We start from the raw sequence: 22864 nt of genomic DNA, 5'->3' as shown, positions 1-22864 counted from the left end.
CATGCAAAATCGCCTGACCATCAATGATATTGCCCGCCTGAGCGGCGTGGGGAAATCCACCGTTTCCCGCGTGTTAAATAACGAAGGCAACGTCAGCCCGCAGACCCGTGAGCGGGTGCTGCAGGTCATTGAGCAGGAGCATTTCAGCCCGTCGAAATCAGCGCGGGCGATGCGCGGTTTCAGCGATAAAATCGTGGCGATTATCGTCTCGCGCCTTGATTCTCCCTCCGAAAATCAGGCGGTACGCGCCATGCTGCCGCTGTTTTATCAACAGGGTTATGACCCGATCGTACTGGAAAGCCAGTTCAGCGCCGAGCGCGTGAAAGAACATTTGCAGGTGCTCAGGCAGCGCAATATCGACGGCGTGGTGCTGTTTGGTTTTACCGGTTTATCCCCGCAGATACTGATGCCGTGGAAAGACAAACTGGTGATGCTGGCGCGTGAAATGCCGGGCTTATCTTCGGTGTGTTACGACGATGCGGGTGCGGTGCAGTTGCTGATGCAAAAGCTGCTGGCACAAAACATCCGTTCCATCGGCTTTATCGGCGTCTCCCCCCATGACACCACCACCGGCCAGAAGCGCAGTCAGGCGTATCAGGCATTCTGCGAAGAAAACGGCCTGACGCCGCACTTGGTGCTCGGCGAGCTGACCTATCAGAGCGGTTTCGACCTGCTGCCGCAGCTGCTGGAAAGCCGGATTGAAGCGGTGATCTGCGCCTCTGATACCATCGCCATCGGCGCACAAAAATACCTGCAACAGCAGCAGATCACCGGCGTGCAGGTGTGCGGCATCGGCAATAACCCGCTACTGCATTTCCTGTTCCCGGAATCTTGTTCGGTCGAACTCGGCTACGGCGCGGGCGGCGAGGCGGCAGCAACACAATTGCTGGCGCAACTCGACGGCTCCGCGACCTTAAAACAGCTGATCGTCCCCGGAAAACTGGCGGTCTGAACCCCCTCCCCTGAGCATGGAAAACAGAAACTTTGTGATCGTCCCGGCAAAACCGGGAACGTTCCCAGACAAATTCCCATCGCCTTCGCTATGCTTTAGCCGTTCCCTACACCGGCATTTAAAAACAAGAAGGTTTTTTCATGAGCAAAGTAAAGCAACAGGATGTTGATCGCCTGATCGCCCTCGTCGGCGGCAGCGACAATATCGCGATGGTGACTCACTGCATTACGCGTCTACGTTTTGTCCTCAATGACCCGTCGAAAGCCGACCCGAAAGGGCTGGAAACGTTGCCGATGGTCAAAGGTTGCTTCACCAATGCCGGTCAGTTTCAGGTGGTCATCGGCCCGGAAGTGGACGATTACTATAAAGTGCTGATCGCCAGCACCGGCAAAAGCGAAGCCGGTAAAGAGCAGGCCAAAATCGCCGCGCGCCAGAACATGAGCTGGTTCGAGCGCGGGATTTCGCACTTCGCTGAAATCTTCTTCCCGCTGTTACCGGCGCTTATCAGCGGCGGTTTGATCCTGGGCTTCCGCAACGTCATCGGCGATATCCCGATGAGCGGCGGCCAGACGCTGGCGCAGATGCATCCGATGTGGCAGTCCATTTACGACTTCCTCTGGCTGCTCGGTGAAGCGATCTTCATGTTCCTGCCGGTGGCCGTGTGCTGGTCCACCGTCAAAAAAATGGGCGGCACTGAAATCCTCGGTATCGTCCTCGGCATCACGCTGGTTTCCCCGCAACTGATGAACTCCTACAACCTCGGCCAGCAAATTCCTGAAGTGTGGAATTTCGGCTGGTTCACCATCGAAAAAGTCGGTTATCAGGCACAGGTGATCCCTTCCGTGCTGGCGGGTATGGCGCTGGCAATGATCGAAAACGCCATCAAACGTATCGTGCCGAATTACCTGTATCTGGTGATTGTACCGGTGACATCGTTGCTGATTGCCGTCTTCCTCGCGCATACGCTGATCGGGCCTTTTGGCCGCATGATCGGCGACGGTGTGGCGTTCGCAGTGAAATTCGTCATGACCGGCAGCCTCGCCCCCATCGGGGCCGCACTGTTTGGTTTCCTCTACGCGCCGCTGGTTATCACCGGTGTGCATCAGACCACGCTGGCCATCGACATGCAGATGGTACAAAGCACCGGCGGTACGCCGGTCTGGCCGCTGATCGCCCTTTCCAACATTGCGCAGGCCGCTGCCGTGGTGGGTGTGATTATCGTCAGCAGAAAACACAATGAACGTGAAATTTCCGTACCTGCGGCGATCTCCGCGTTTCTCGGCGTGACCGAACCGGCGATGTACGGGATCAACCTGAAATACCGCTTCCCGATGCTGTGCGCGATGACAGGCTCGGCCATAGCAGGCCTGATTTGTGGCCTGAGCGGCGTGATCGCCAACGGCATCGGCGTCGGTGGCCTGCCGGGCATTTTATCCATCAAACCGCAGTTCTGGAGCATCTACGCGGTGGCGATGCTGGTGGCGATTGTCGTCCCGATGGTGCTGACCGTGTTTGTCTACAAACGCAAAGTACGCCGCGATGAACTGGCTATTGTCTGAGATTTTAAGAACGTGCATGAATGAAAGAATTGAATAAGGAAAATGCGATGAGCAGCGAATTGCCGTGGTGGAAAAACGGCGTGATTTACCAGATTTACCCGAAGAGTTTTCAGGACACCACCGGCAGCGGCACCGGCGATATCAAGGGCATCACGCAGCGGCTGGATTACCTGAAAACGCTGGGCGTTGACGCGCTGTGGCTGACGCCGATGTACCTGTCGCCGCAGATTGATAACGGCTACGACGTCGCCGATTACTGCGCGATCGACCCGGCTTACGGCACGCTGGAAGACTTCGAGCGCCTGACCGCCGAAGCCCACCAGCGGGGGATGCGCATCGTGATGGACATGGTGTTCAATCACACGTCCACACATCACGAATGGTTCCGCCAGTCACAGGATCCGGGCAGTGCGTTCCGTCCGTTTTATATCTGGCGCGACGGCGCGACTGAAGGTGGTCCGCCGAATAACTGGCGCTCAAAATTCGGCGGCGGTGCATGGCAGTGGCACGAAGAGAGCGGGCAATATTACCTGCATCTGTTCGCCACTGAGCAGGCGGATCTCAACTGGGAATACCCGCCGGTGCGCGAGGCGCTCAAACAGGTCTGTCAGTTCTGGGCAGATAAAGGCGTCGACGGGCTGCGACTGGATGTGATCAATCTGGTCTCCAAGCAACAAGATTTCCCCGCTGACGAGACCGGTGATGGCCGCCGTTTTTACACCGACGGCCCGCGCATTCACGAATTTTTGCAGGAATTTAGCCGCGACGTGTTCAAACCCCTGGGGCTGATGACCGTCGGTGAAATGTCTTCCACCAGGCTGGAACACTGCCGCCGCTACGCCGCCAACGACGGCAGCGAACTGTCGATGACGTTTAATTTCCATCATCTGAAAGTGGATTATCCGAACGGTGAAAAGTGGACTGACGCGCCGCCGGACTACGTTCAGCTCAAACAGATTTTCCGCGAATGGCAGCAGGGAATGCACGGCCACGCGTGGAATGCGCTGTTCTGGTGTAATCACGATCAGCCGCGCATTGTGTCGCGCTTCGGTGATGAAGGCGCGCTGCGCACCACCTCCGCCAAGATGCTGGCCATGGTGCTGCACGGGTTGCAGGGCACGCCGTACATTTATCAGGGCGAAGAAATCGGCATGACCAATCCGGGGTTTAAACATCTCGAGCAGTATCGCGATGTCGAAAGCCTGAACATGTTTGCCGAACTGAAAAGTGACGGGCGCAGCAACGAGGAACTGCTGCGCATTTTAGCGCGCAAATCCCGCGATAACAGCCGCACCCCGATGCAGTGGAACGCCGAGCCGCAGGCCGGTTTTACCTCCGGCACGCCGTGGATTTCGGTCAGCCACAATGCACAAGAGATCAATACGGAACAGGCGCTGGCGGATAAGGATTCGGTGTTTTATCTCTATCAGCAACTGATCACGCTGCGCAAGACCGTGCCGGTGTTGACCGACGGCGATTATCAGGATTTGCTGCCGGAACATCCGCAGTTGTGGTGCTATTCCCGCTCCGCGAACGGCCATACACTGCGCGTTGTAGCCAACCTGAGCGCGCAGGAACAGGCGCTCAGCCTGCCGGAATTTAACGCTAAAACGCTGCTGAGTAATTATGCCGATGCGCCGCTTTCCGGTCGCCTTCGTCCTTACGAATGTGCCTGGTTACTGGCTGAATAGTCTGAAAATCTTCCTCTCAACCGGGCGCCCTGCCCGGTTGTTTTTAATGCATCTCCTTTAAAAACAATAGGCAAAATTCGGGCCAGAATTTACATTTGGTCATGGTTTCTTCCGACGAAAAAATTCTTTGTCCCCGGTCAATAAAACGAGAATTAACGCTCGCGCCATTCCTATATGTAGTGTGTATAGTACGCACCAAACCCAATATATAGCGATTTCACGCAAAACCCGCACAACAGGCCCGCAGGCCTTGTGGGGCGCGGAATGCGCTCAAAAGGAGTGTCATTGTGAAAGCAGACAGACTCGGATCCGTTCCCGCTCGTTCCCCTAAAATGCAGCCCATCGTCATCAAGCGGGATGGTTGCCAGGTCCCTTTCGATGAAGTTCTAATCAAACAAGCGGTGCAACGCGCCGCCATTGCCGCTGGCATCGACAGCGCGGAGTATTGCGGGCAGGTTGCGCGCATTGTCGCTGAAAATCTGCAAGACCAGACGCGCGTCGATATTCACGAAATTCAGGATGCGGTAGAAAACCAGCTGATGGCCGGGCCGTATAAAAAATTGGCACGCGCCTATATCGAATATCGCCACGACCGCGACGTCAAACGTGAAATGCGCGGACGCCTGAATCAGGAAATTCGCGGTCTGGTTGAGCAAAGCAACATGGCGCTGCTCAACGAGAATGCCAACAAAGACAGTAAAGTGATCCCGACGCAGCGTGATCTGCTGGCCGGTATCGTCGCCAAGCATTATGCCAAACAGCATATTTTGCCGCGTGAAGTGGTACTGGCGCATGAGCGCGGTGAAATCCACTATCATGACCTCGACTATTCGCCATTTTTCCCGATGTTCAACTGTATGCTGATCGACCTTAAAGGCATGCTGAATCACGGTTTCAAAATGGGGAATGCCGAAATTGACACACCGAAGTCAATTTCCACCGCCACCGCCGTAACCGCACAAATTATCGCGCAGGTCGCCAGCCATATTTACGGCGGCACCACCATAAACCGCATCGATGAAGTGCTCGCGCCATTTGTCACGTCCAGCTACGAAAAACACCGCGCGATTGCGCAGGAATGGCAGGTCGCCGACGTCGAGGCTTTCGCCCACAGCCGCACCGAGAAAGAGTGTTATGACGCCTTCCAGTCGCTGGAATATGAAGTCAACACGCTGCACACCGCCAACGGCCAGACGCCTTTCGTCACCTTCGGTTTCGGTCTCGGCACCACGTGGGAATCACGTTTAATTCAGCAATCTATTCTGCGCAACCGCATTGCAGGGCTGGGTAAAAATCGTAAAACCGCCGTGTTCCCGAAACTGGTATTCGCCATTCGTGACGGGCTAAATCACAAAGCCGGTGACGCCAACTACGACATCAAGCAGCTGGCACTGGAATGCGCCAGCAAGCGCATGTACCCGGATATTTTGAATTACGATCAGGTAGTTAAAGTCACCGGCTCGTTCAAAACGCCGATGGGCTGCCGCAGCTTCCTCGGCGTGTACGAAGAAAACGGTGAGATGATCCACGAAGGCCGTAACAACATCGGCGTGATCAGCCTGAACCTGCCGCGCATCGCGCTGGAAGCCAAACAGGATGAAGCCGCGTTCTGGAAACTGCTCGACGAGCGTTTGCTGCTGGCGAAAAAAGCGCTGATGACCCGCATCGCACGGCTGGAAGGGATCAAAGCCCGCGTCGCACCGATTCTGTATATGGAAGGGGCGTGCGGCGTGCGTCTGAAAGCCGACGACGATATTTCCGGCATATTCAAAAATGGCCGAGCGTCGATTTCTCTGGGCTACATTGGCGTGCATGAAACCATTAATGCACTGTTTGGCAATCAGACCCATGTCTTCGACGCCAGCCAGCTGCGCGAAAAAGCCGAAGCCATTGTAGGCCGCCTGAAAGACGCGACCGAAAGCTGGAAAGACGAAACCGGCTACGGATTTAGCCTCTACAGCACACCGAGCGAAAACCTGTGCGACCGCTTCTGCCGTCTCGATAAAGCCGAATTCGGGCTGGTGGCGGGCGTGACCGACAAAGGTTACTACACCAACAGCTTCCATCTGGACGTCGAGAAGAAAGTGAATCCGTACGAAAAACTCGACTTCGAAGCGCCGTATCCGCCACTGAGTAACGGCGGTTTCATCTGCTACGGCGAGTATCCGAACCTGCAACACAACCTGAAAGCGCTGGAAGACGTGTGGGATTACAGCTATACCCGCGTGCCGTATTACGGCACCAACACGCCAATCGATGAATGCTACGACTGTGGCTACACCGGCGAATTCGAGTGCACCAGCAAAGGCTTCACCTGCCCGAAATGTGGCAACCACGAGCCTTCACGGGTATCGGTCACCCGCCGTGTCTGCGGTTATCTCGGCAGCCCGGATGCACGTCCGTTCAACGCCGGTAAGCAGGAAGAAGTGAAGCGCCGCGTGAAACATTTAGGCAATGGTCAACTGGGCTGAGACGTTGAATTTCCATCAATATTACCCGATCGATGTCGTTAACGGGCCGGGAACACGCTGTGTGCTGTTTGTTTCCGGCTGCGTGCATGAATGCCGCGGGTGCTACAACAAAAGCACCTGGCGGCTGGATTCTGGCAAGCCATTTACGCAGGAGGATGAAGACCGGATCATCGCCGATCTGCAAAACACCGTAATCCCGCGTCAGGGGTTAACGTTGTCGGGTGGCGATCCGCTGCATCCGCAAAACCTGTTGGCAATCCGCCAGCTGCTGTTACGGGTGCAGGCAGAATGTCCGGGCAAAGACGTGTGGATGTGGACCGGTTATATCCTTGACGAACTGACTGTTGAACAACAGAAGGTGACCGCGCTCATCAATGTTCTGGTCGACGGCAAATTCGTGCAGGAGTTGAAAGACCCGTCGCTCATCTGGCGCGGCAGCGGAAATCAGATAATTCATTACCTGAGATAAAAAGCTCGAGCTATGCAGAGGGGAAACGCTTCCCCTCGATGCTTCAAAATTCCATTCAGCAATATTCCTGATCTTCACTTCTCTGCAATCTGACCTTCACCCAACTGTCATTAAGCTGCGCCAACATGATGCCAACGCCCTACTGAGGTTTGCATCATGACCCGCTCCCCTTCTTCAAAATTCACTGCCACTGCCCGTTTATCCTATGCGAGGTATTCATTGTGATGAACTTATCTAGACATCCGACCAGTCACACTACGGTTTATCAGCAAATCGCTGCCGAGCTGGAACAGGAACTGCGCAACGGTTACCGCTGCGGCGACTATCTGCCGCCGGAACAGCAGCTTGCAGAACGTTTTCAGGTGAATCGCCACACGCTGCGCCGCGCGGTTGATGAGCTGGTGGATCGCGGCTGGCTGCAACGCCGCCAGGGAATTGGCACGCTGGTGCTGATGCGCCCTTACGATTATCCGCTGCATTCCCAGGCACGGTTCAGCCAGAACCTGCTCGATCAGGGGAGCCACCCGACCAGCGAACGTTTGCTGGCGGTGCTGCGCCCTTGTACCGATCACGTGGCGACGGCGCTGTCGCGGCAGGAAGGCGAGACGGTTATCCATCTGCGCACGCTGCGCCGCGTCAACGGCGTGCCGGTCTGTGTGATTGACCACTATCTGCCGGATCTCGACTGGTGGCCTGCATTACAAAACTTCCACAGCGGCTCGCTGCACGATTTTATCCGCGAAGAGATTAAGCAAAAACTCAGCCGCCGCACGACCCGCATCAACGCACGTCGCGCACTGGCCAAAGAGAGCAAATTACTCGAAATCGTGCCGCAGGCTCCGCTGCTGTGTGTGCGCACCCTGAACATTCGTGAAGGCAGCGACACGGTGGCGGAATACTCCGTCAGCCTGACTCGCGCCGACATGATCGAACTGACCATGGAGCACTGAATGGATCACCTGCAAACCCGCCAGCGCTGGATGTCGGTGCTGGCTCACAGCCGCCCCGACGAACTGCTCGCGCACTGGCAGCCGTTGAATTTATCCCCACAGTTTGAACGCATACGCGCTGCTGAAACCGGCCTGACACAGCTTCAGGGCCGCATGGGCGGCACCGGAAAACGCTTCGTGATGGGCGATATGACCGTCACCCGCGCGGTGATCCTGATGGAAGGCGGCGTGTATGGTTACAGCTACGTCGCCGGTCGCAATAAACCCCACGCCGAACTGTGCGCCGTGATCGACGCCCTGCTGCAAATACAAGGCATGGACGAGCTGCTGCACAAACGGATCATCGCCCCGCTGGCGGCCATACAACAGGAGCGCCGCGAGCTGCGCGCCCGTGAAGTGGCTGCCAGTCGTGTCGATTTCTTTACCCTGGTTCGCGGAGAATAATTCATGTCACTTGTTGCCAGTTTTCAAAATCCGGTTGCCGATGCGCAATACAGTTTCCGCCGTATTCTCAAAGCGTTGAGCGAACCGGGCGTCTGCATACAGTTACCCGCCATGCAGGGATTTGGCGCACTCGGTTCCGCCAGCGCCTGTGTATTGCTGACGCTTATCGATCAGGATACGCCGCTGTGGCTGAGCGCCTCGCTTAACGATGAGATTCTGCGTAAGAATCTGCGTTTTCACACCGGCGCGGTGCTGACCGACAATCCTGCCGCCGTCAGTTTTGCTCTCGCCGATCCGGCGCTCGACAGCGCCACCTTGCTGGCCTTCCCCTGCGGGGATGAGATGTCGCCGGAGCTGGCGACCAGCGTCATCGTTCAGCTCGCTGGCCTCACCGGCGGCACCTCTTTGCGTCTGTCCGGTCCGGGCATCGAAAGCAGCCGGACGATTTCGCCGCAGCTGCCGGACGCCGTGCGTGATTATCTGACCCGCCGCCCTCACCGCTTCCCGCTGGGACTGGATTTTATGTTCACCTGCGGCGAAGAAATGATTGCCATACCGCGCACCACGCGCGTGGAGGTGTGCTGATGTACGTCGCTGTGAAAGGGGGCGAAAAGGCGATAGCCGCCGCCCATCAGCTGCTGGCGTGTGAGCGCCGTGGCAATCCGCAAGTGAATGAACTGGGCTGTGACCAGATCGAACAACAGCTGGGTCTGGCGGTCGATCGCGTGATGAGCGAAGGCGGGATTTACGACCGCGAACTGGCGGCGCTGGCGATTAAGCAGTCCGGCGGCGATCTGGTCGAAGCCATTTTTCTGCTGCGCGCTTATCGCACTACCCTGCCGCGTCTGGCGACCAGCGAGCCGCTCGACACCGCTGCGATGCGCCTCGAGCGCCGTATTTCAGCCGTTTACAAAGATTTGCCGGGTGGTCAGTTGCTCGGCCCGACCTACGATTACACCCACCGGCTGCTGGATTTTGCGCTGCTGGCCGAGGGCGAAGCACCGTTTACGCCGATTGCCGACGAGGCGCAGCCGGAAAACTGCGGCCACGTGTTTGATTTGCTGACGCAGCAACAGCTGGCAATAGCCGAACAGGACGACGGATCCGAGCCGGAAGACATTACCCGCACGCCGCCGGTGTTTCCGGCCTCCCGTGCGGCGCGTCTGCAACAGCTGGTGCGGGGAGACGAAGGCTTTCTGCTGGCGCTGAGTTATTCCACGCAGCGCGGCTATGGCCGCACGCATCCGTTCGCCGGGGAGATCCGTACCGGCTGGCTGACGGTGGAAATCGTGCCGGAAGAGCTGGGCTTCGCGATTGATATCGGCGAAATCCTGCTGACCGAATGCGAGATGGTGAACGGTTTTGTCGCACCGGACGACAAGCCGCCGCACTTTACGCGCGGCTACGGCCTGGTGTTTGGCCGCGCCGAACGCAAGGCGATGTCGATGTCGCTGATCGACCGCGCTTTGCAAACCCGCGAGCACAACGAACTGATCACAAGCCCCGCGCAGGACGAAGAATTCGTGCTGTCACACGCCGATAACGTCGAAGCGGCCGGTTTTGTTTCGCACCTCAAGTTGCCGCACTACGTCGATTTTCAGGCGGAGCTGGAATTACTTAAACGCCTGCGCGCCTCGAAAAAACAGGACTCCGCCAATGAACACTAATTCAGCGCCAGCGCTCACCGGCTATAACCACGGTTATCTCGACGAGCAGACCAAACGCATGATCCGCCGCGGGATCCTCAAAGCCGTGGCGATCCCTGGCTATCAGGTGCCCTTCGCCGGGCGTGAAATGCCGATGCCTTACGGCTGGGGCACCGGTGGGATCCAGCTCACCGCCAGCGTGATCGGTGAAAAAGACGTGCTGAAAGTGATCGACCAGGGTGCAGATGACACCACTAACGCCGTGTCGATCCGCAAATTCTTCCAGAGCGTAGCGGGCGTGAAAACCACCGAGAAAACCGTCGACGCCAGCCTGATCCAGACCCGTCACCGCATTCCGGAAACGCCGTTACAGGAAGATCAGATCCTGATTTTTCAGGTACCGATCCCTGAGCCGCTGCGCTTTATCGAACCGCGCGAAACCGAGACCCGCAAAATGCACGCGCTCGAGGAATACGGCGTGATGCAGGTGAAGTTGTACGAGGACATCGCGCGCTTCGGGCATATCGCCACCACCTACGCTTATCCGGTGAAGGTGAACGATCGTTATGTGATGGATCCCTCGCCGATCCCGAAATTTGATAACCCAAAAATGCACATGATGCCTGCGTTGCAGCTGTTCGGTGCCGGGCGTGAAAAACGCATTTATGCCCTGCCGCCGTTCACTAAAGTCGAAAGTCTGGACTTCGACGATCACCCGTTCACCGTCCAGCAATGGGACGAACCCTGCGCCATCTGCGGTTCGCGCCACAGCTATCTCGACGAAGTGGTGCTCGACGATCAGGGCAACCGCATGTTCGTCTGCTCAGACACTGATTTCTGCGCTCAGCAAGTTGAGCAACAGGCTTCCAACGAGGTTAACCGCCCATGACTACGCCATTACATCTCACCGCTGAGCCGCTGCTGTCGGTGAATAACCTGACTCACCTGTATGCGCCGGGCAAAGGCTTTTGCGATGTGTCATTCAATCTGTATCCGGGCGAAGTGCTGGGCATTGTCGGCGAATCCGGTTCGGGCAAAACCACACTGTTGCAGTCGATTTCAGCGCGGCTCGCACCGCAGCAGGGAAGCGTCATTTACAACAACGGTCAGGCCGCCGCGCAGTCACTGTATGACATGGCCGAAAGCGATCGCCGTCGCCTGCTGCGCACCGACTGGGGCGTGGTGCATCAGCATCCGATGGACGGCCTACGCCGTCAGGTTTCAGCGGGTGGCAATATCGGCGAGCGTCTGATGGCGGTCGGCGAGCGACACTACGGCGATATCCGACAGAAAGCCAGCCAGTGGCTGGAAGATGTCGAAATTCCGGTGTCGCGCATCGATGATCTGCCGACCACATTTTCCGGCGGCATGCAGCAGCGTCTGCAAATCGCCCGTAATCTGGTGACGCATCCGCGTCTGGTGTTCATGGATGAGCCAACCGGCGGGCTGGATGTGTCCGTTCAGGCGCGACTGCTGGACTTACTGCGCACGCTGGTGGTGGAAATGCAGCTGGCGGTAGTGATTGTCACCCACGATTTAGGCGTCGCGCGCTTACTGGCGCACCGTTTGCTGGTGATGAAACAGGGTCAGGTGGTGGAAAGTGGATTAACCGACCGCGTGCTCGACGATCCGCATCATCCTTACACTCAGCTTTTAGTGTCTTCCGTGCTTTCCTAAACTTCATTCCAGAGAAAGAGTGACCAAAATGACGACGAAGCTCAGGGTCGAAAATCTCAGTAAAACCTTTGTTCTGCATAACCAGAACAGCGCCAGATTACCTGTTTTCAGTAATGCCAGCCTGACGGTGGACGCCGGGGAATGCGTGGTGCTGCACGGCCATTCTGGCAGCGGTAAATCCACGTTATTGCGCTCGCTCTACGGCAATTATCTGCCAGACAGCGGCCAGATTTGGGTTGAACATCAGGGCCAGCAAATCGATATGGTCAGCGCCGAAGCGCGGGAGATTCTGGCGGTGCGCCGCCACACCGTAGGCTGGGTCAGTCAGTTTCTGCGGGTGATCCCGCGCATCAGCGCGCTGAATCTGGTGATGCAACCCCTGCTGGAACTTGGCGTGGAGAAAGCCCAAAGCGAAGCCCGCGCCAGCGCCCTGCTGACACATCTCAACGTGCCGGAACGTTTGTGGCATCTCGCGCCCTCGACGTTTTCAGGCGGCGAGCAGCAGCGCGTAAATATCGCCCGTGGTTTTGTGGTCGATTATCCAGTGCTGTTGCTCGATGAACCGACCGCCTCACTCGATGCCACCAATCGCGCCGCCGTGGTGACGTTGATCGAACAGGCGAAACAGCGCGGAGCGGCGGTAGTCGGTATTTTCCATGATGCCGATGTGCGTGAACGCGTTGCCGACCGCCTGTACGAAATGAACCCTGAAACCGCCCCGGAGATGTCCGCATGATCATCAATAACGTCAAACTGGTGCTCGACAGTCAGATCGTCGAGGGATCGCTGGAGATGCAAAACGGCGTGATCAGCGCCTTCGCCGACACCCGCAGTCAGCTGCCGCAGGCGCTGGATGCTCAGGGCGGTTGGCTGATGCCAGGCTTTATCGAGTTGCACACCGACAATCTCGATAAGTTTTTCACGCCGCGCCCGAAAGTTGACTGGCCCGCCCATTCGGCCATGAGCAGTCACGATGCGCTGATGATCGCCAGCGGTATTACCACGGTACTGGACGCGGTGGCGGTCGGAGACGTACGCGACGGTGGGCACCGTCTGGATAATCTGCAAAAGATGATTAACGCCATCGTCAACAGCCAGAACGCCGGGCTGAACCGCGCCGAGCATCGTTTACATCTGCGCTGCGAGCTGCCGCACAACACGACGCTGCCACTGTTCGAGCAGTTAATGGATACGCCGGTACTGTCGCTGGTTTCCCTGATGGACCATTCGCCGGGCCAGCGCCAGTTCTCCACGCCGCAGAAATACCGCGAGTATTATCAGGGCAAATACCACATGAATGACGCGCAGATGGATGAATTCCAGGAGGAGCAGATCGCGCTGTCACGCCGCTGGGCGCAGCCCAACCGTGAAGCGATTGCCGCCCATTGCCGCGCGCGCAATATTTCACTGGCCAGCCATGATGACGCGACCACCGCACACGTCGAGGAATCGCTGGCGCTCGGCAGCGTGATTGCCGAGTTCCCGACCACTGAGGAAGCGGCACGCGCCTCGCACGCCAACGGTTTGCAGGTGCTGATGGGCGCACCGAATATCGTGCGCGGCGGTTCGCATTCCGGCAACGTCGCGGCGCACCAGCTGGCATCGCTCGGGCTGCTGGATATTTTGTCTTCAGACTATTATCCCGCCAGCCTGCTCGACGCCGTGTTCCGCATCGCCGGTGATGAAAACAATGCGTTCAGCCTGCCGCAGGCGGTAAAGCTGGTGACGCGAAATCCGGCCAACGCGCTGGGCTTGCAGGATCGCGGCGAAATCGCCGAAGGCAAACGGGCGGATCTGGTGCTGGCAAGGGCGCATGGCGATCATCACTATGTGCAAAACGTCTGGCGTCAGGGCATTCAGGTGTTTTAAACGCAGGCGGGATAAGCTTGATCCAGCCCGCCTGCCCTATCTTTTCAGGGAGACAGCTCAATGCAGATCGACTGGGAAAGGCCGTTAGCGGAGGAAAAATGAGTCGTTTACTGTATCTGATGGGCGCATCGGGGTCGGGGAAAGACAGCCTGCTGGAGGCGCTGCGCAGGGAGTTACCGGCGGGCGTAGCGGTGGCGCATCGTTATATTACGCGCGCCGCTGACGCCGGTTGCGAGAATCATATCGCGCTGAGCGAAGCCGAATTTATCCAACGCCAGCAGCAGGGTTTGTTCGCGCTGCAATGGCAGGCGCATGAGTGCCGCTACGGCGTCGGAATTGAAATCGACAGCTGGATGCAGCTCGGTTGTCAGGTGGTGGTAAACGGCTCGCGGGCGCATCTGGAAAGCGCCCGCCAGCGTTATGGCACACTTTTGCTGCCGGTCTGTTTGCAGGTGTCCGAGGCGGTGCTGGCGGAACGTCTGACCCGGCGTGGCCGCGAAGATGCCACGCAGATTGCCTGTCGTCTGCGTCGTGCCAGAGAGTATGACAACGCTTTGCCGTCAGGGTGTCAGCGGCTGAACAACGACGGCGAATTACAGGACACGCTGAGGGCCTTACGGGAATTACTGAGCAGACAGAAGAGAACGCACGGGGAAATGCAGGAGAGCTGAAAAGGAAGGGGCAAATTTTGGTTTTTTGTCCCTACCCTATCACAGAGATCCTTCCTGCGGATCAACGACGCTTCACCGGCATACGGGAAATGCGATCCGATTCAACGTCCTGTTCAGGGTTAAAGTTCTTCAATACTGGCAGCAATCTGATCGGATTCCAGCACCGTGATGCCACCCAACCCGGCGTTAAACGCCTGTTCCTGCAACGCTTTCGCCACGATATCGGAATCAATCGCTTTCAGCTTACCCGGCAGCAGTTTGAACATCGGCGCGCTAAGTTGTTCGAGCAAACGCGGCGGATGGCGTTTTCCCACCAGCAGTGACGGCCTGACCAGCGTCAGCAGCGGCCAGCCCTGTTGTATCAGCGCCTGTTCCATTTCCCCTTTGGTACGGTTGTAGAGAAAACGCGAAGTGGCATCAGCGCCGTGAGCACTGACCGCCAGACAATGGCGGGCTCCGAGTTCTCTGGCTGCTTTGGCACTGTCGACCACCAGATCATAATCCACAGCCCGAAACGCCGCCGCGCTTCCCGCCTGCTTTCGCGTGGTGCCGAGACAGCAAAACAACAAATCGATCGGTTCATCCAGCGCGACAACCAAAGAGGTCAGGTTAGCTCCCAGCGGATTAACCACTTTGCTGCCAGGCGGCAACGGACGGCGGCTTGGCGCGACGATGCGGCTGACGCGCGGATCGAGCTGAAGCAGGCGCAACAGTTCTCGCCCGACCAGACCACTTCCACCAAGAAGAAGAACTTTTGCCATATCACTTCCTTTTAAAAAACGGCGTTTCATATTGAGATATTTGAGTGTTACCTCATTGTTAAAGCAGCGCCATAAGACATATCTTGTTACGGATATTTGTCAGACGCCACCCGATCCCACAGCAGCTTTTTCCCAAAGCCGAGTGCGTTATCCGTCATCTTGATGTAATTGAGTTTTAGCCGCCAGACCGGCGCTTTCATCGCAACAGCGACGGGAAAATGCGTGCAGTAAAGCGCACGCGCGCGATGCTCTTCCTCACCGCTCAGCACCGTAGCTTCTCCCCGATACTGAATGCCTTTGATTAACGCGATGGTTTTCGGATGCGGGGCGATGGTGCCGACCACCTGTGGGGATTTCGCCATCAGCGTGCCGTGCAGCGTTTTCAGTTCCGTCATAAAATACAGCGACAGATTTTCTGAATCGGTGACGTAAAAGCAGTTGGCGCTCCACATCTCGCCGTCGGCGACGGCACACAGCGCCAGTACGTGATTTTTATTGAGAAACTTCAGGATGTGTTTCAGATCGTCGGGATTATTCATCAACGGTGCCCTTTCCATTCTTTGCCCACAGTGTAACGCGCCGCTTTGCGTTTTTACGTCACTCCTTTATGCGCTTCAGGTAAACTTAGGCAAATTTTGCTAAACGCACCGAGCCTATGTCTGCTGCATCGAACTGGTATTTATACATGTTGAGAACCCCGACCGGCGCGCTGTACACCGGGATCACCACCGACGTGACCCGGCGTATGGGAGAACATCAGTCCGGAAAAGGGGCGAAAGCGCTGCGTGGAAAAGGCGAGTTGCAGCTGGCGTTTCACTGTGCGGCAGGCGACCGCTCGCTGGCGTCAAAGCTGGAGCTGAAAGTGAAAAAGCTGAGTAAGGCGCAAAAGGAATTACTGGTGAAAGCCGCGCCGGAGTCTCTGGCGTGTTATCTGGGCTTGCAGGAGAGTGAGGTTGAGGAAGTCAGCCAACGGGCCTGAGAACAGACCCGTGGGGGAATTATAACTTGTTGAATGCCGTCGGGAAAACCACTTCTCCGCTGGCGTTGGTCAGCGCGTCATCGGTCAGGGTGAACAGCTGGAAAGTGCCTTCAGCGCCCGACCAGCGGCAATGCAGGTCATGGGCAGCCGCCGGTTTAAAACCGAAGCGACCGTAATAGGCAGGATCGCCCAGCACCACCACCGCGGCGTAACCGAATTCATTCAGGGAATCTAACCCTTCGTAAATGAGCTTTTCGCCAAGCCCCTGACGGCGCAGAGATTCTTCCACCGCCAGCGGTGCCAGTCCGACCCAGTTGCGATCTTCGCCCTGAATATCGACCGGGCAAAACGCGACGTAACCGACCACGCCGCCTTCGTCATCGGTTGCCACAACGCCCAGCGTCAGTAAGCCGTCTTCGCGCAGTTCCTGCACCAGATCGGCTTCTGCGCCCGTAGGGAAAGCGGAACGCAGGAGGCGATCTATGCCTGCTGCATCAACAGGAATTTCAGTTCGGATTAACATGGTTCAGCTACCGGAGCTTGCGGCTCGCGGTCCTCCTGCATACCCGCTTCGACAAAATCGGCCAGACGTAACAGGCCATTTTTCAGCAACACAGGCATGGTATCAAGATCGATAGAATCCATCAGATTCTTCACATACAGACCAAGTTCGGTATCGCCCTCAATACGCAGACGGCGCTGGAAGAACAGCGTGTCCGGATCTTCTTTACGGGCTGCGATCAGGATCAGATCATTGGCGTGGCCGCTGAAACTGACATCGGCAACGCCTTCTTCGCGGATCACCAGTTTTCCGGCGTCGACTGACATCTGCCAGCTCAGACTGAGATCGGTGACATCAATTTTTAACCAGCGGCTGTCCAAAAAATCCAGTTCACCGTCGGCCAGCGCCTGACGTAGCTGCCAGCTCAACACTTGCTGCAAAACCTGACGCCGTAGCGCGAAAGGGGTGAATTTTAAAGGCACACTTAACAGGGATGGCCCCTGACGAACCATACGTGCACGTAGTTTTTGCAACACTGGCACTACTCCTTTAGGTAACTTTTTGGGCAACTCTTGGCACTATTTTGCCACATCGCCAGACTCATTCAGCGGCCTGCATCAATAAATACTGCAACAGAAAAACGTCACGTACAACCTCCCCGGCCCTAACTCCCCCTCTCAATACCCCATAAACTGCCTCAAATCAAAATATTGCATCCATAGCTTCTCTAAAATGGTTCGCCAATCAAAGCCTTCGCTGATGAATGAATTACGTCGGCACATGGCTTCTCATCACTATCAACCCTTCAGCTACGCTGTCCGGTTGCAGCAAGGAATGATCATGGAGCTACTTTGCCCGGCAGGGAATTTACCTGCGCTGAAAGCGGCAGTCGATAATGGTGCCGATGCGGTTTATATCGGCCTGAAAGACGATACCAATGCGCGTCATTTTGCTGGTCTGAATTTCACCGAGAAAAAGCTCCAGGAGGCGGCCAACTATGTTCACCGCCATCGCCGGAAACTGCATATTGCCATCAACACATTTGCACACCCGGACGGTTATCAGCGCTGGGAACGCGCCGTGGACATGGCCGCGCAACTCGGTGCCGATGCGCTGATCCTGGCTGATATCGCGATGCTTGATTACGCCGCCAATAAATATCCTCATGTTGAACGCCACGTCTCGGTGCAGGCATCCGCCACCAACGACGAAGCCATTCGTTTCTATAAACGTAACTTTGACGTCGCACGCGTAGTGTTGCCGCGTGTGCTTTCCATGCATCAGGTGCGCCAGCTGTCCCGCACGACGGTGGTGCCGCTGGAAGTGTTCGCGTTCGGCAGCCTGTGCATCATGGCCGAAGGCCGCTGCTATCTGTCCTCCTATCTGACCGGAGAATCTCCAAACACCGTCGGTGCGTGTTCACCCGCGCGCTTCGTCCGCTGGCAGCAAACCGCACGGGGCATGGAATCCCGCCTGAACGACGTGCTGATCGACCGTTATGACGAAGGCGAAAATGCCGGGTATCCGACGCTGTGCAAAGGCCGTTATCTGGTGGATGGCGCGAAGTATCACGCGCTGGAAGAGCCGACCAGCCTGAATACGCTGGAGCTTTTGCCGGAATTATTCGCTGCCAATATAGCCTCGGTGAAAATTGAAGGACGCCAGCGCAGTCCGGCGTATGTCAGTCAGGTCGCCCGCGTCTGGCGTGCGGCGATCGACCGCTGTATGGCCGATCCACAGAATTTCAAAACCGATGCCGCGTGGATGAGCACGCTGGGTGCAATGTCTGAAGGTACGCAAACCACGCTCGGGGCGTATCACCGCAAATGGCAGTAACTGAAGAGACGATGATGAAATATTCTTTAGGGGCGATCCTTTATTACTGGCCGAAAGCGCAGGTTGAAGCGTTTTATCAGGCCGCCGCAGAAAGCAGCGCCGACGTGATTTATCTCGGGGAAAATGTCTGTACCAAACGCCGTGAGATGAAAGTGAACGACTGGATGGACATCGCGCGCCAGCTGGCAGCGAGCGGCAAACAGGTGGTGATCTCCACGCTGGCCTTATTGCAGGCCCCCTCCGAACTCAATGAACTCAAGCGCTACGTCGAAAACGGCGAATTCTTGCTGGAAGCCAATGATTTCGGCGCAGTGAATATGGCGGCGGAGCGCAACCTGCCGTTTGTGGTCGGCCATGCGCTGAACTGCTATAACGCGGTCACACTTAAAATTTTGCAAAAACAGGGGATGATGCGCTGGTGTATGCCGGTCGAGCTTTCCCGCGACTGGCTGGTCAATCTGCTGAACCAGTGTCAGGATCTGGGCATCCGCGATAAGTTTGAAGTGGAAGTCCTCTCCTACGGACATCTGCCGCTGGCGTACTCGGCGCGCTGTTTTACCGCACGTTCGGAAAACAAAGCCAAAGACGAATGCGAAACCTGCTGCATCGATTATCCACAGGGGCGCAAAGTACTGTCGCAGGAAAATCAGCAAGTGTTCGTGCTCAACGGCATCCAGACGCAGAGCGGCTATTGCTACAATCTCGGCAATGAACTGATGTCGATGCAGGGGCTCGTGGATATCGTGCGGCTTTCGCCGGAAAGCATGGATTCTCTCACCACGCTTGAAGCCTTCCGCAATAACGAGCGTGGTTTAGCACCGCTGCATCTGACCAATAAAGCCGACTGTAACGGCTACTGGCAGCGCGTCGCCGGGCTGGAACTGCGCCAGTAATCCTCTGGCGCCATTAAGCAAAAAGGGATATGACGTTGAGGTCATATCCCTTTTTTGATCATACGCTTTTATGTTTGCGTCTGAACATCGCCCGCAGCCGGACGCCATCGCGCAGCATACCCACCGCAATACCAATAAAAGTGTAAAAACCGCAGAGAAGCAATAACATCAGAATATCACCGCCGACGTCTCTGAACGGCAATCCCATCTGATTCACCCCGGCAATCGCTTTGGTCGCCCATGTCGACGGCAGCATGGAAGAAATCCCCCTCACCCACGCGGGCATTGCCTGAAGCGGCCAGATAGTCCCGGAAATGTAAAACACCGGCGTGGTCAGAAAAGCTAACGTCAGGTAGATAAGTTCAACGCTGCGCAGACATTCCGTCACCAGTTTACCCAGCCCTAACACCGCCAGCAGGAACGGAAACGTCAGCAAGAGGATCTCAGGAATACTCGCCGTCTGCCGGTAGCCTAAAATCCATGGCCACAGCACGAACAGGACGATCGACAAAAATAGCCACACCGGGATCAGCGCCGAAATCCCGCCGAGAAATGCCGGGATCGCCGGTTTCCCTGAGGGGCCGCTGTTAAGCACAATGCTGACGCGCACGCTGGCGATCAGTAAGGAGTGCTGTAATAACATCACCAGCAGGCCGGGGAAAATGATCGCCGCGAAGCTGATGCCAGGGTTAAACAGATCGAGCGTCTGACCGACCATTGGCGACAACACGACGCTGGCCTGTCGTTCGCTGAATCCGTTACGCAGCAGGAGATCGCTATTGTACTGCGTAAGGATCGACTGGTACGCAGCCAGCACGTCCTGCTGGATCTGACCATTGGCCAGCCGGTTGGTGGCATCGCCGTACACCGGGATCACAATGTTCTGACCGGCGAGGATCTTCTTTTCAAGATCGACCGGCATGATAATCACCGCGAACAGCTGGCGCAGCGCCAGATCGTGTTCCGCATCCGCCAGATTTTCGTACTGTACGGTTTTGACTTTCGACGTGGCGTCCAGCTGTCGGGTCAGCATCCGGCTGGCGGAGCTGTGGTCCTGATCAACGACCGCCACGGGCAAATCCCACACCGTACGGTTGGCGTAGACCAGGCTCATCACGCACAGCGAAATCAGCAACATCATCCACATGGGTTTATCAAGCAGGCCGGTCAGCACTTTGCTAAACGTACCCCACCAGGTTTTGAACCATTCACGACGGGTCATTTGCCTGGCTCCTGTTGCTTCATCCGCAGGTATAACCGCTTACGCACCAGGAAGGCGGTGACCAGCGGGTAAATCAGCAAGATGCAGCAGACCATCAAAATACCGCGCACCGAGACTTCCCGCAGGAAAACGTCAAACATCGCCGCCAGTGCGTAACTCAGCGGTTCAATACCTGAAATTATCCGTGCCGGCAGCGGCATCGAAAGCACCGGCACCGCCATGCCTGAGAAGGTCAGCGCGATACTGACGAAAATCCCCATCATGGTGTAGGCGGTAATGGTGGTTTTGGTGAAGGTAAACAGCAGCAACCCGAGGCTTTGGGCGGCAATCACATAGAAGAAGCCGACCAGCAACATATAAAGCGGATTGCCGCTGACCCGCGCATCAAAGAACCCCACCAGCATGGCGATTTCCACCATCAGCAAGGTCGTGAAACACAGCGTATAAGGGGCCAGTTTTCCGAGCAGCGCCAACGTAAACGACGGTGCGCTGAGCAACGCCTGACTGCGTGCCATCACATAGATCATGCAGGTCACGGTGAAAAGTTGCAGCAGGTGAATGGTGGCGGCGAACTGCTGGTAGTAAATGTAGCTGCCGCTGGCGTTGAACAGGCTGCCGTAGGAGAGATCGACGCTCGCCAGCGACGGCAGCGTTTTGCCGATTTCCGTCGCGATAATCGAACGGTAGCTGGTGTTGAGTTCGGTGATAAGCCCGCTGAAATCCTGCGTGGAGTACAAACCGGCACCATAGAACAAAGCGTTATAGTACAGCACAACGCTCGGCTGTTTTCCGGCCAATACGTCGGCTTCGAAATCCGTCGGGATATACAGCAGCGCGTAATCTTGTGCCGTGCGCAACCGGTATTCGGCCTCCTGCAATCCGCCGTTAAAAGCCTGAACGTGGGCATGCGAACCGGCATCCAGTTTTCGGACCAGCGTTTTCGAGAGGCTGCTGTGATCGTTATCGACTACTGATACCGGTAAGTCCAGCAAAGTGCCTTCCGAGAAATTGCTGCTGATAAGCCCGAACAGCAGCAAGGGGAAAATCCAGCACAGCCAGTGGATCACCGGCTTACGGAAAGCAAAACTGACCTCCCGGTTAAAAGCACGACTAAAGCAGCGCCATCCGGCTTTTATCCTTTCACTGCGCGGCGCTTTGACCCGCTTCACTTCGCCTTCCACTGCCACAGCGCACTCATGCCCTGACGCAGGCCGGGCACCGGTTTCGCCGGGTAAAGACGCACTTCAAAGGTCTTAAGATCGAAATCACCCGTCGCACGCGTGGCGCGTTTGGTGGCGTAATCACCCAGCGGCGCGATGTAGCGCACTTCGGCTTCAATCATCTGGTTGTTCAGGGCAGGCACGCGCATCTGGACTTTGTCGCCTTTGCGCACGCCGGCCAAAATATCTTCACGCAGATTAAAGACGAAATAGGCGTCCGGCAGACGGACTAACGTCAGCAACGGACTGTTGGCACTTTCCAGTTCGCCAACTTCCACCGGGATCGGCCCCACCTCACCATCGACCGGCGCTTTGACCTGTAAGTCATCGGTTTGCGCTTTCAGCTCAAGTAAATCTTCTTCCGCCTGACGCAACTGTGCGGCGTAGCTATCGCGTTGTTCAACACGGTCGCCGTTGGTGCCTTCATCAAGGTTGGCTTTGGCGACCAGTACTTGCTGGTATGCGCTGTCGCGGGCACGGCGGGAATCTTCTAAATCCGCAGCGGAAATAAACCCTTTCGCCGCAACTTTGGCGTTGCGGTTGTAGAGATCGCGGGCATTGATGTATTCGGCCTGAGACTGCGCCAGCGTGGCTTTCAGGTTGCGAATACTTTCTTCACGGGTGCCGTTTACGGAGAGATCGAGCTGAGCTTTTGCCTGATCGCGCGCCGCTTCGAGCGCACGCAACTGCGCCATCATTTCAGGGCTGTCGAGGGTTATCAGCAACTGACCGGCTTTGACGTCATCACCCCGCTCGACATGACGCTCGATCACGCGGCCTTTGGCTTTAGAGGCGACAATAACCTCAGGCGCATCCACTTCGCCCTGCAACAATAAATCCTGATTGTGTGCGCGGAATAAGACCGCTAATGACACCGCCACGGCAACCAGCAGAAGGGTCAATAAAATACGTTTACTCATGTGTAGCCTGATCCTTTTTTCTCGCCAGTTTTGTTCAACGGCATGGGGTTTCCATTCCTTTATTGTTCGTTTTTGCCGCACTCCGTTTTCGGAGTAACAGATACATCATAGGTGACGCTCAATCATAGCGGC

Annotated in this window: 24 protein-coding genes; 17 read left to right on the top strand and 7 right to left on the bottom strand. The window is 56.6% G+C overall.

Annotated elements, in window-relative coordinates; genetic code table 11:
* Position 1 precedes the first annotated feature (1 nt).
* The 14 genes from treR to phnN all read left to right on the top strand — a co-directional run bounded on the left by treR (position 2) and on the right by phnN (position 14399).
* On the top strand, positions 2 to 952 hold the full coding sequence (treR, locus tag I2123_RS04670; protein WP_112164615.1) for a trehalose operon repressor TreR: 951 nt from the start codon (positions 2 to 4) through the stop codon (positions 950 to 952).
* Positions 953 to 1092: 140 nt separating this feature from the next.
* Entirely contained in the window at positions 1093 to 2511 is a 1419-nt protein-coding gene (gene treB / locus I2123_RS04665; RefSeq protein WP_112164614.1) for a PTS trehalose transporter subunit IIBC, read from the top strand.
* 47 nt (positions 2512 to 2558) lie between these two features.
* The gene (gene treC, locus I2123_RS04660) at positions 2559 to 4202 is read left to right on the top strand and encodes an alpha,alpha-phosphotrehalase (protein WP_213051873.1); all 1644 of its coding nucleotides are present in this window, start codon (positions 2559 to 2561) and stop codon (positions 4200 to 4202) included.
* Positions 4203 to 4534: 332 nt separating this feature from the next.
* Positions 4535 to 6673, top strand: a complete 2139-nt coding sequence (nrdD, locus tag I2123_RS04655) for an anaerobic ribonucleoside-triphosphate reductase (RefSeq protein ID WP_112164612.1) — start codon at positions 4535 to 4537, stop codon at positions 6671 to 6673.
* A 4-nt stretch (positions 6674 to 6677) separates the two neighbouring features.
* The gene (gene nrdG, locus I2123_RS04650) at positions 6678 to 7142 is read left to right on the top strand and encodes an anaerobic ribonucleoside-triphosphate reductase-activating protein (RefSeq protein WP_213052464.1); all 465 of its coding nucleotides are present in this window, start codon (positions 6678 to 6680) and stop codon (positions 7140 to 7142) included.
* Positions 7143 to 7366: 224 nt separating this feature from the next.
* Positions 7367 to 8092, top strand: a complete 726-nt coding sequence (gene phnF / locus I2123_RS04645) for a phosphonate metabolism transcriptional regulator PhnF (RefSeq protein ID WP_112164611.1) — start codon at positions 7367 to 7369, stop codon at positions 8090 to 8092.
* Positions 8093 to 8536 carry a phosphonate C-P lyase system protein PhnG gene (gene phnG / locus I2123_RS04640; RefSeq protein WP_213051872.1) on the top strand — a complete coding sequence of 148 codons (444 nt, stop codon included), beginning with the start codon at positions 8093 to 8095 and terminating at the stop codon, positions 8534 to 8536.
* A 3-nt stretch (positions 8537 to 8539) separates the two neighbouring features.
* Positions 8540 to 9121 carry a phosphonate C-P lyase system protein PhnH gene (gene phnH, locus I2123_RS04635; RefSeq protein WP_112164609.1) on the top strand — a complete coding sequence of 194 codons (582 nt, stop codon included), beginning with the start codon at positions 8540 to 8542 and terminating at the stop codon, positions 9119 to 9121.
* Positions 9121 to 10203, top strand: a complete 1083-nt coding sequence (locus I2123_RS04630) for a carbon-phosphorus lyase complex subunit (RefSeq protein ID WP_213051871.1) — start codon at positions 9121 to 9123, stop codon at positions 10201 to 10203. Before phnH ends, I2123_RS04630 begins: the two co-directional genes overlap by 1 nt.
* Positions 10193 to 11071 carry an alpha-D-ribose 1-methylphosphonate 5-phosphate C-P-lyase PhnJ gene (locus I2123_RS04625; RefSeq protein ID WP_213051870.1) on the top strand — a complete coding sequence of 293 codons (879 nt, stop codon included), beginning with the start codon at positions 10193 to 10195 and terminating at the stop codon, positions 11069 to 11071. The genes I2123_RS04630 and I2123_RS04625 overlap by 11 nt, the downstream gene beginning before the upstream one ends.
* On the top strand, positions 11068 to 11859 hold the full coding sequence (phnK, locus tag I2123_RS04620; protein ID WP_112164606.1) for a phosphonate C-P lyase system protein PhnK: 792 nt from the start codon (positions 11068 to 11070) through the stop codon (positions 11857 to 11859). The genes I2123_RS04625 and phnK overlap by 4 nt, the downstream gene beginning before the upstream one ends.
* A 28-nt stretch (positions 11860 to 11887) precedes the next feature.
* A complete protein-coding gene (gene phnL / locus I2123_RS04615) occupies positions 11888 to 12595 on the top strand; it encodes a phosphonate C-P lyase system protein PhnL (protein ID WP_112164605.1) in 708 nt (235 codons plus the stop codon).
* Positions 12592 to 13728, top strand: coding sequence for an alpha-D-ribose 1-methylphosphonate 5-triphosphate diphosphatase (gene phnM, locus I2123_RS04610; protein ID WP_112164604.1), 1137 nt, complete (start codon positions 12592 to 12594; stop codon positions 13726 to 13728). The genes phnL and phnM overlap by 4 nt, the downstream gene beginning before the upstream one ends.
* 98 nt (positions 13729 to 13826) lie before the next feature.
* Positions 13827 to 14399 carry a ribose 1,5-bisphosphokinase gene (gene phnN / locus I2123_RS04605; RefSeq protein ID WP_213051869.1) on the top strand — a complete coding sequence of 191 codons (573 nt, stop codon included), beginning with the start codon at positions 13827 to 13829 and terminating at the stop codon, positions 14397 to 14399.
* Positions 14400 to 14518: 119 nt separating this feature from the next.
* Here the strand turns inward: phnN and I2123_RS04600 are convergent, their stop codons facing one another.
* On the bottom strand, positions 14519 to 15160 hold the full coding sequence (locus I2123_RS04600) for a Rossmann-fold NAD(P)-binding domain-containing protein (RefSeq protein ID WP_213051868.1): 642 nt from the start codon (positions 15158 to 15160) through the stop codon (positions 14519 to 14521).
* Positions 15161 to 15246: 86 nt separating this feature from the next.
* Positions 15247 to 15699, bottom strand: a complete 453-nt coding sequence (locus I2123_RS04595) for a YhbP family protein (protein ID WP_213051867.1) — start codon at positions 15697 to 15699, stop codon at positions 15247 to 15249.
* A gap of 116 nt (positions 15700 to 15815) precedes the next feature.
* On the opposite strand from I2123_RS04595, the gene I2123_RS04590 reads away from it, so the two are divergent.
* A complete protein-coding gene (locus I2123_RS04590) occupies positions 15816 to 16139 on the top strand; it encodes a GIY-YIG nuclease family protein (protein ID WP_112164601.1) in 324 nt (107 codons plus the stop codon).
* A 19-nt stretch (positions 16140 to 16158) separates the two neighbouring features.
* On the opposite strand, the gene I2123_RS04585 is transcribed toward I2123_RS04590, so the two are convergent.
* Both I2123_RS04585 and ubiT read right to left on the bottom strand, forming a co-directional pair.
* Positions 16159 to 16662 (bottom strand): GNAT family N-acetyltransferase, encoded by a 504-nt coding sequence (locus I2123_RS04585; RefSeq protein ID WP_112164600.1) that lies wholly within the window; start codon positions 16660 to 16662, stop codon positions 16159 to 16161.
* Complete coding sequence (gene ubiT, locus I2123_RS04580) at positions 16656 to 17177, bottom strand: ubiquinone anaerobic biosynthesis accessory factor UbiT (RefSeq protein WP_112164599.1); 522 nt, start codon at positions 17175 to 17177, stop codon at positions 16656 to 16658. Before ubiT ends, I2123_RS04585 begins: the two co-directional genes overlap by 7 nt.
* Positions 17178 to 17481: 304 nt before the next feature.
* Between ubiT and ubiU the strand changes: the two genes are divergently transcribed.
* Entirely contained in the window at positions 17482 to 18477 is a 996-nt protein-coding gene (gene ubiU, locus I2123_RS04575; protein ID WP_213052463.1) for a ubiquinone anaerobic biosynthesis protein UbiU, read from the top strand.
* 14 nt (positions 18478 to 18491) lie between these two features.
* A complete protein-coding gene (locus I2123_RS04570) occupies positions 18492 to 19370 on the top strand; it encodes a U32 family peptidase (protein ID WP_213052462.1) in 879 nt (292 codons plus the stop codon).
* Positions 19371 to 19428: 58 nt separating this feature from the next.
* Here the strand turns inward: I2123_RS04570 and I2123_RS04565 are convergent, their stop codons facing one another.
* The 3 genes from I2123_RS04565 to I2123_RS04555 are packed head-to-tail and all read right to left on the bottom strand — an operon-like array spanning position 19429 to position 22732.
* Positions 19429 to 20592, bottom strand: a complete 1164-nt coding sequence (locus tag I2123_RS04565) for an ABC transporter permease (protein ID WP_112164597.1) — start codon at positions 20590 to 20592, stop codon at positions 19429 to 19431.
* Entirely contained in the window at positions 20589 to 21761 is a 1173-nt protein-coding gene (locus I2123_RS04560; protein WP_112164712.1) for an ABC transporter permease, read from the bottom strand. Before I2123_RS04560 ends, I2123_RS04565 begins: the two co-directional genes overlap by 4 nt.
* On the bottom strand, positions 21758 to 22732 hold the full coding sequence (locus I2123_RS04555; RefSeq protein WP_112164596.1) for an HlyD family secretion protein: 975 nt from the start codon (positions 22730 to 22732) through the stop codon (positions 21758 to 21760). The genes I2123_RS04560 and I2123_RS04555 overlap by 4 nt, the downstream gene beginning before the upstream one ends.
* Positions 22733 to 22864: the final 132 nt, after the last annotated feature.

This window comes from Rahnella inusitata (assembly GCF_018288855.1).
In the GTDB taxonomy this organism is placed as follows: Bacteria; Pseudomonadota; Gammaproteobacteria; order Enterobacterales; family Enterobacteriaceae; genus Rahnella; species Rahnella inusitata.
This window is presented reverse-complemented; position numbering and strand designations above follow the sequence as displayed.

Excerpts from the sequence above, each read along its gene's own strand:
- treR (WP_112164615.1), top strand. The coding sequence starts at position 2 with ATGCAAAATCGCCTGACCATCAATGATATTGCCCGCCTGAGCGGCGTG.
- treB (WP_112164614.1), top strand. The coding sequence starts at position 1,093 with ATGAGCAAAGTAAAGCAACAGGATGTTGATCGCCTGATCGCCCTCGTC.
- treC (WP_213051873.1), top strand. The coding sequence starts at position 2,559 with ATGAGCAGCGAATTGCCGTGGTGGAAAAACGGCGTGATTTACCAGATT.
- nrdD (WP_112164612.1), top strand. The coding sequence starts at position 4,535 with ATGCAGCCCATCGTCATCAAGCGGGATGGTTGCCAGGTCCCTTTCGAT.
- phnF (WP_112164611.1), top strand. The coding sequence starts at position 7,367 with ATGAACTTATCTAGACATCCGACCAGTCACACTACGGTTTATCAGCAA.
- phnG (WP_213051872.1), top strand. The coding sequence starts at position 8,093 with ATGGATCACCTGCAAACCCGCCAGCGCTGGATGTCGGTGCTGGCTCAC.
- phnH (WP_112164609.1), top strand. The coding sequence starts at position 8,540 with ATGTCACTTGTTGCCAGTTTTCAAAATCCGGTTGCCGATGCGCAATAC.
- I2123_RS04630 (WP_213051871.1), top strand. The coding sequence starts at position 9,121 with ATGTACGTCGCTGTGAAAGGGGGCGAAAAGGCGATAGCCGCCGCCCAT.
- I2123_RS04625 (WP_213051870.1), top strand. The coding sequence starts at position 10,193 with ATGAACACTAATTCAGCGCCAGCGCTCACCGGCTATAACCACGGTTAT.
- phnK (WP_112164606.1), top strand. The coding sequence starts at position 11,068 with ATGACTACGCCATTACATCTCACCGCTGAGCCGCTGCTGTCGGTGAAT.
- phnL (WP_112164605.1), top strand. The coding sequence starts at position 11,888 with ATGACGACGAAGCTCAGGGTCGAAAATCTCAGTAAAACCTTTGTTCTG.
- phnM (WP_112164604.1), top strand. The coding sequence starts at position 12,592 with ATGATCATCAATAACGTCAAACTGGTGCTCGACAGTCAGATCGTCGAG.
- phnN (WP_213051869.1), top strand. The coding sequence starts at position 13,827 with ATGAGTCGTTTACTGTATCTGATGGGCGCATCGGGGTCGGGGAAAGAC.
- I2123_RS04600 (WP_213051868.1), bottom strand. The coding sequence starts at position 15,160 with ATGGCAAAAGTTCTTCTTCTTGGTGGAAGTGGTCTGGTCGGGCGAGAA.
- I2123_RS04595 (WP_213051867.1), bottom strand. The coding sequence starts at position 15,699 with ATGAATAATCCCGACGATCTGAAACACATCCTGAAGTTTCTCAATAAA.
- I2123_RS04590 (WP_112164601.1), top strand. The coding sequence starts at position 15,816 with ATGTCTGCTGCATCGAACTGGTATTTATACATGTTGAGAACCCCGACC.
- I2123_RS04585 (WP_112164600.1), bottom strand. The coding sequence starts at position 16,662 with ATGTTAATCCGAACTGAAATTCCTGTTGATGCAGCAGGCATAGATCGC.
- ubiU (WP_213052463.1), top strand. The coding sequence starts at position 17,482 with ATGGAGCTACTTTGCCCGGCAGGGAATTTACCTGCGCTGAAAGCGGCA.
- I2123_RS04570 (WP_213052462.1), top strand. The coding sequence starts at position 18,492 with ATGAAATATTCTTTAGGGGCGATCCTTTATTACTGGCCGAAAGCGCAG.
- I2123_RS04565 (WP_112164597.1), bottom strand. The coding sequence starts at position 20,592 with ATGACCCGTCGTGAATGGTTCAAAACCTGGTGGGGTACGTTTAGCAAA.
- I2123_RS04555 (WP_112164596.1), bottom strand. The coding sequence starts at position 22,732 with ATGAGTAAACGTATTTTATTGACCCTTCTGCTGGTTGCCGTGGCGGTG.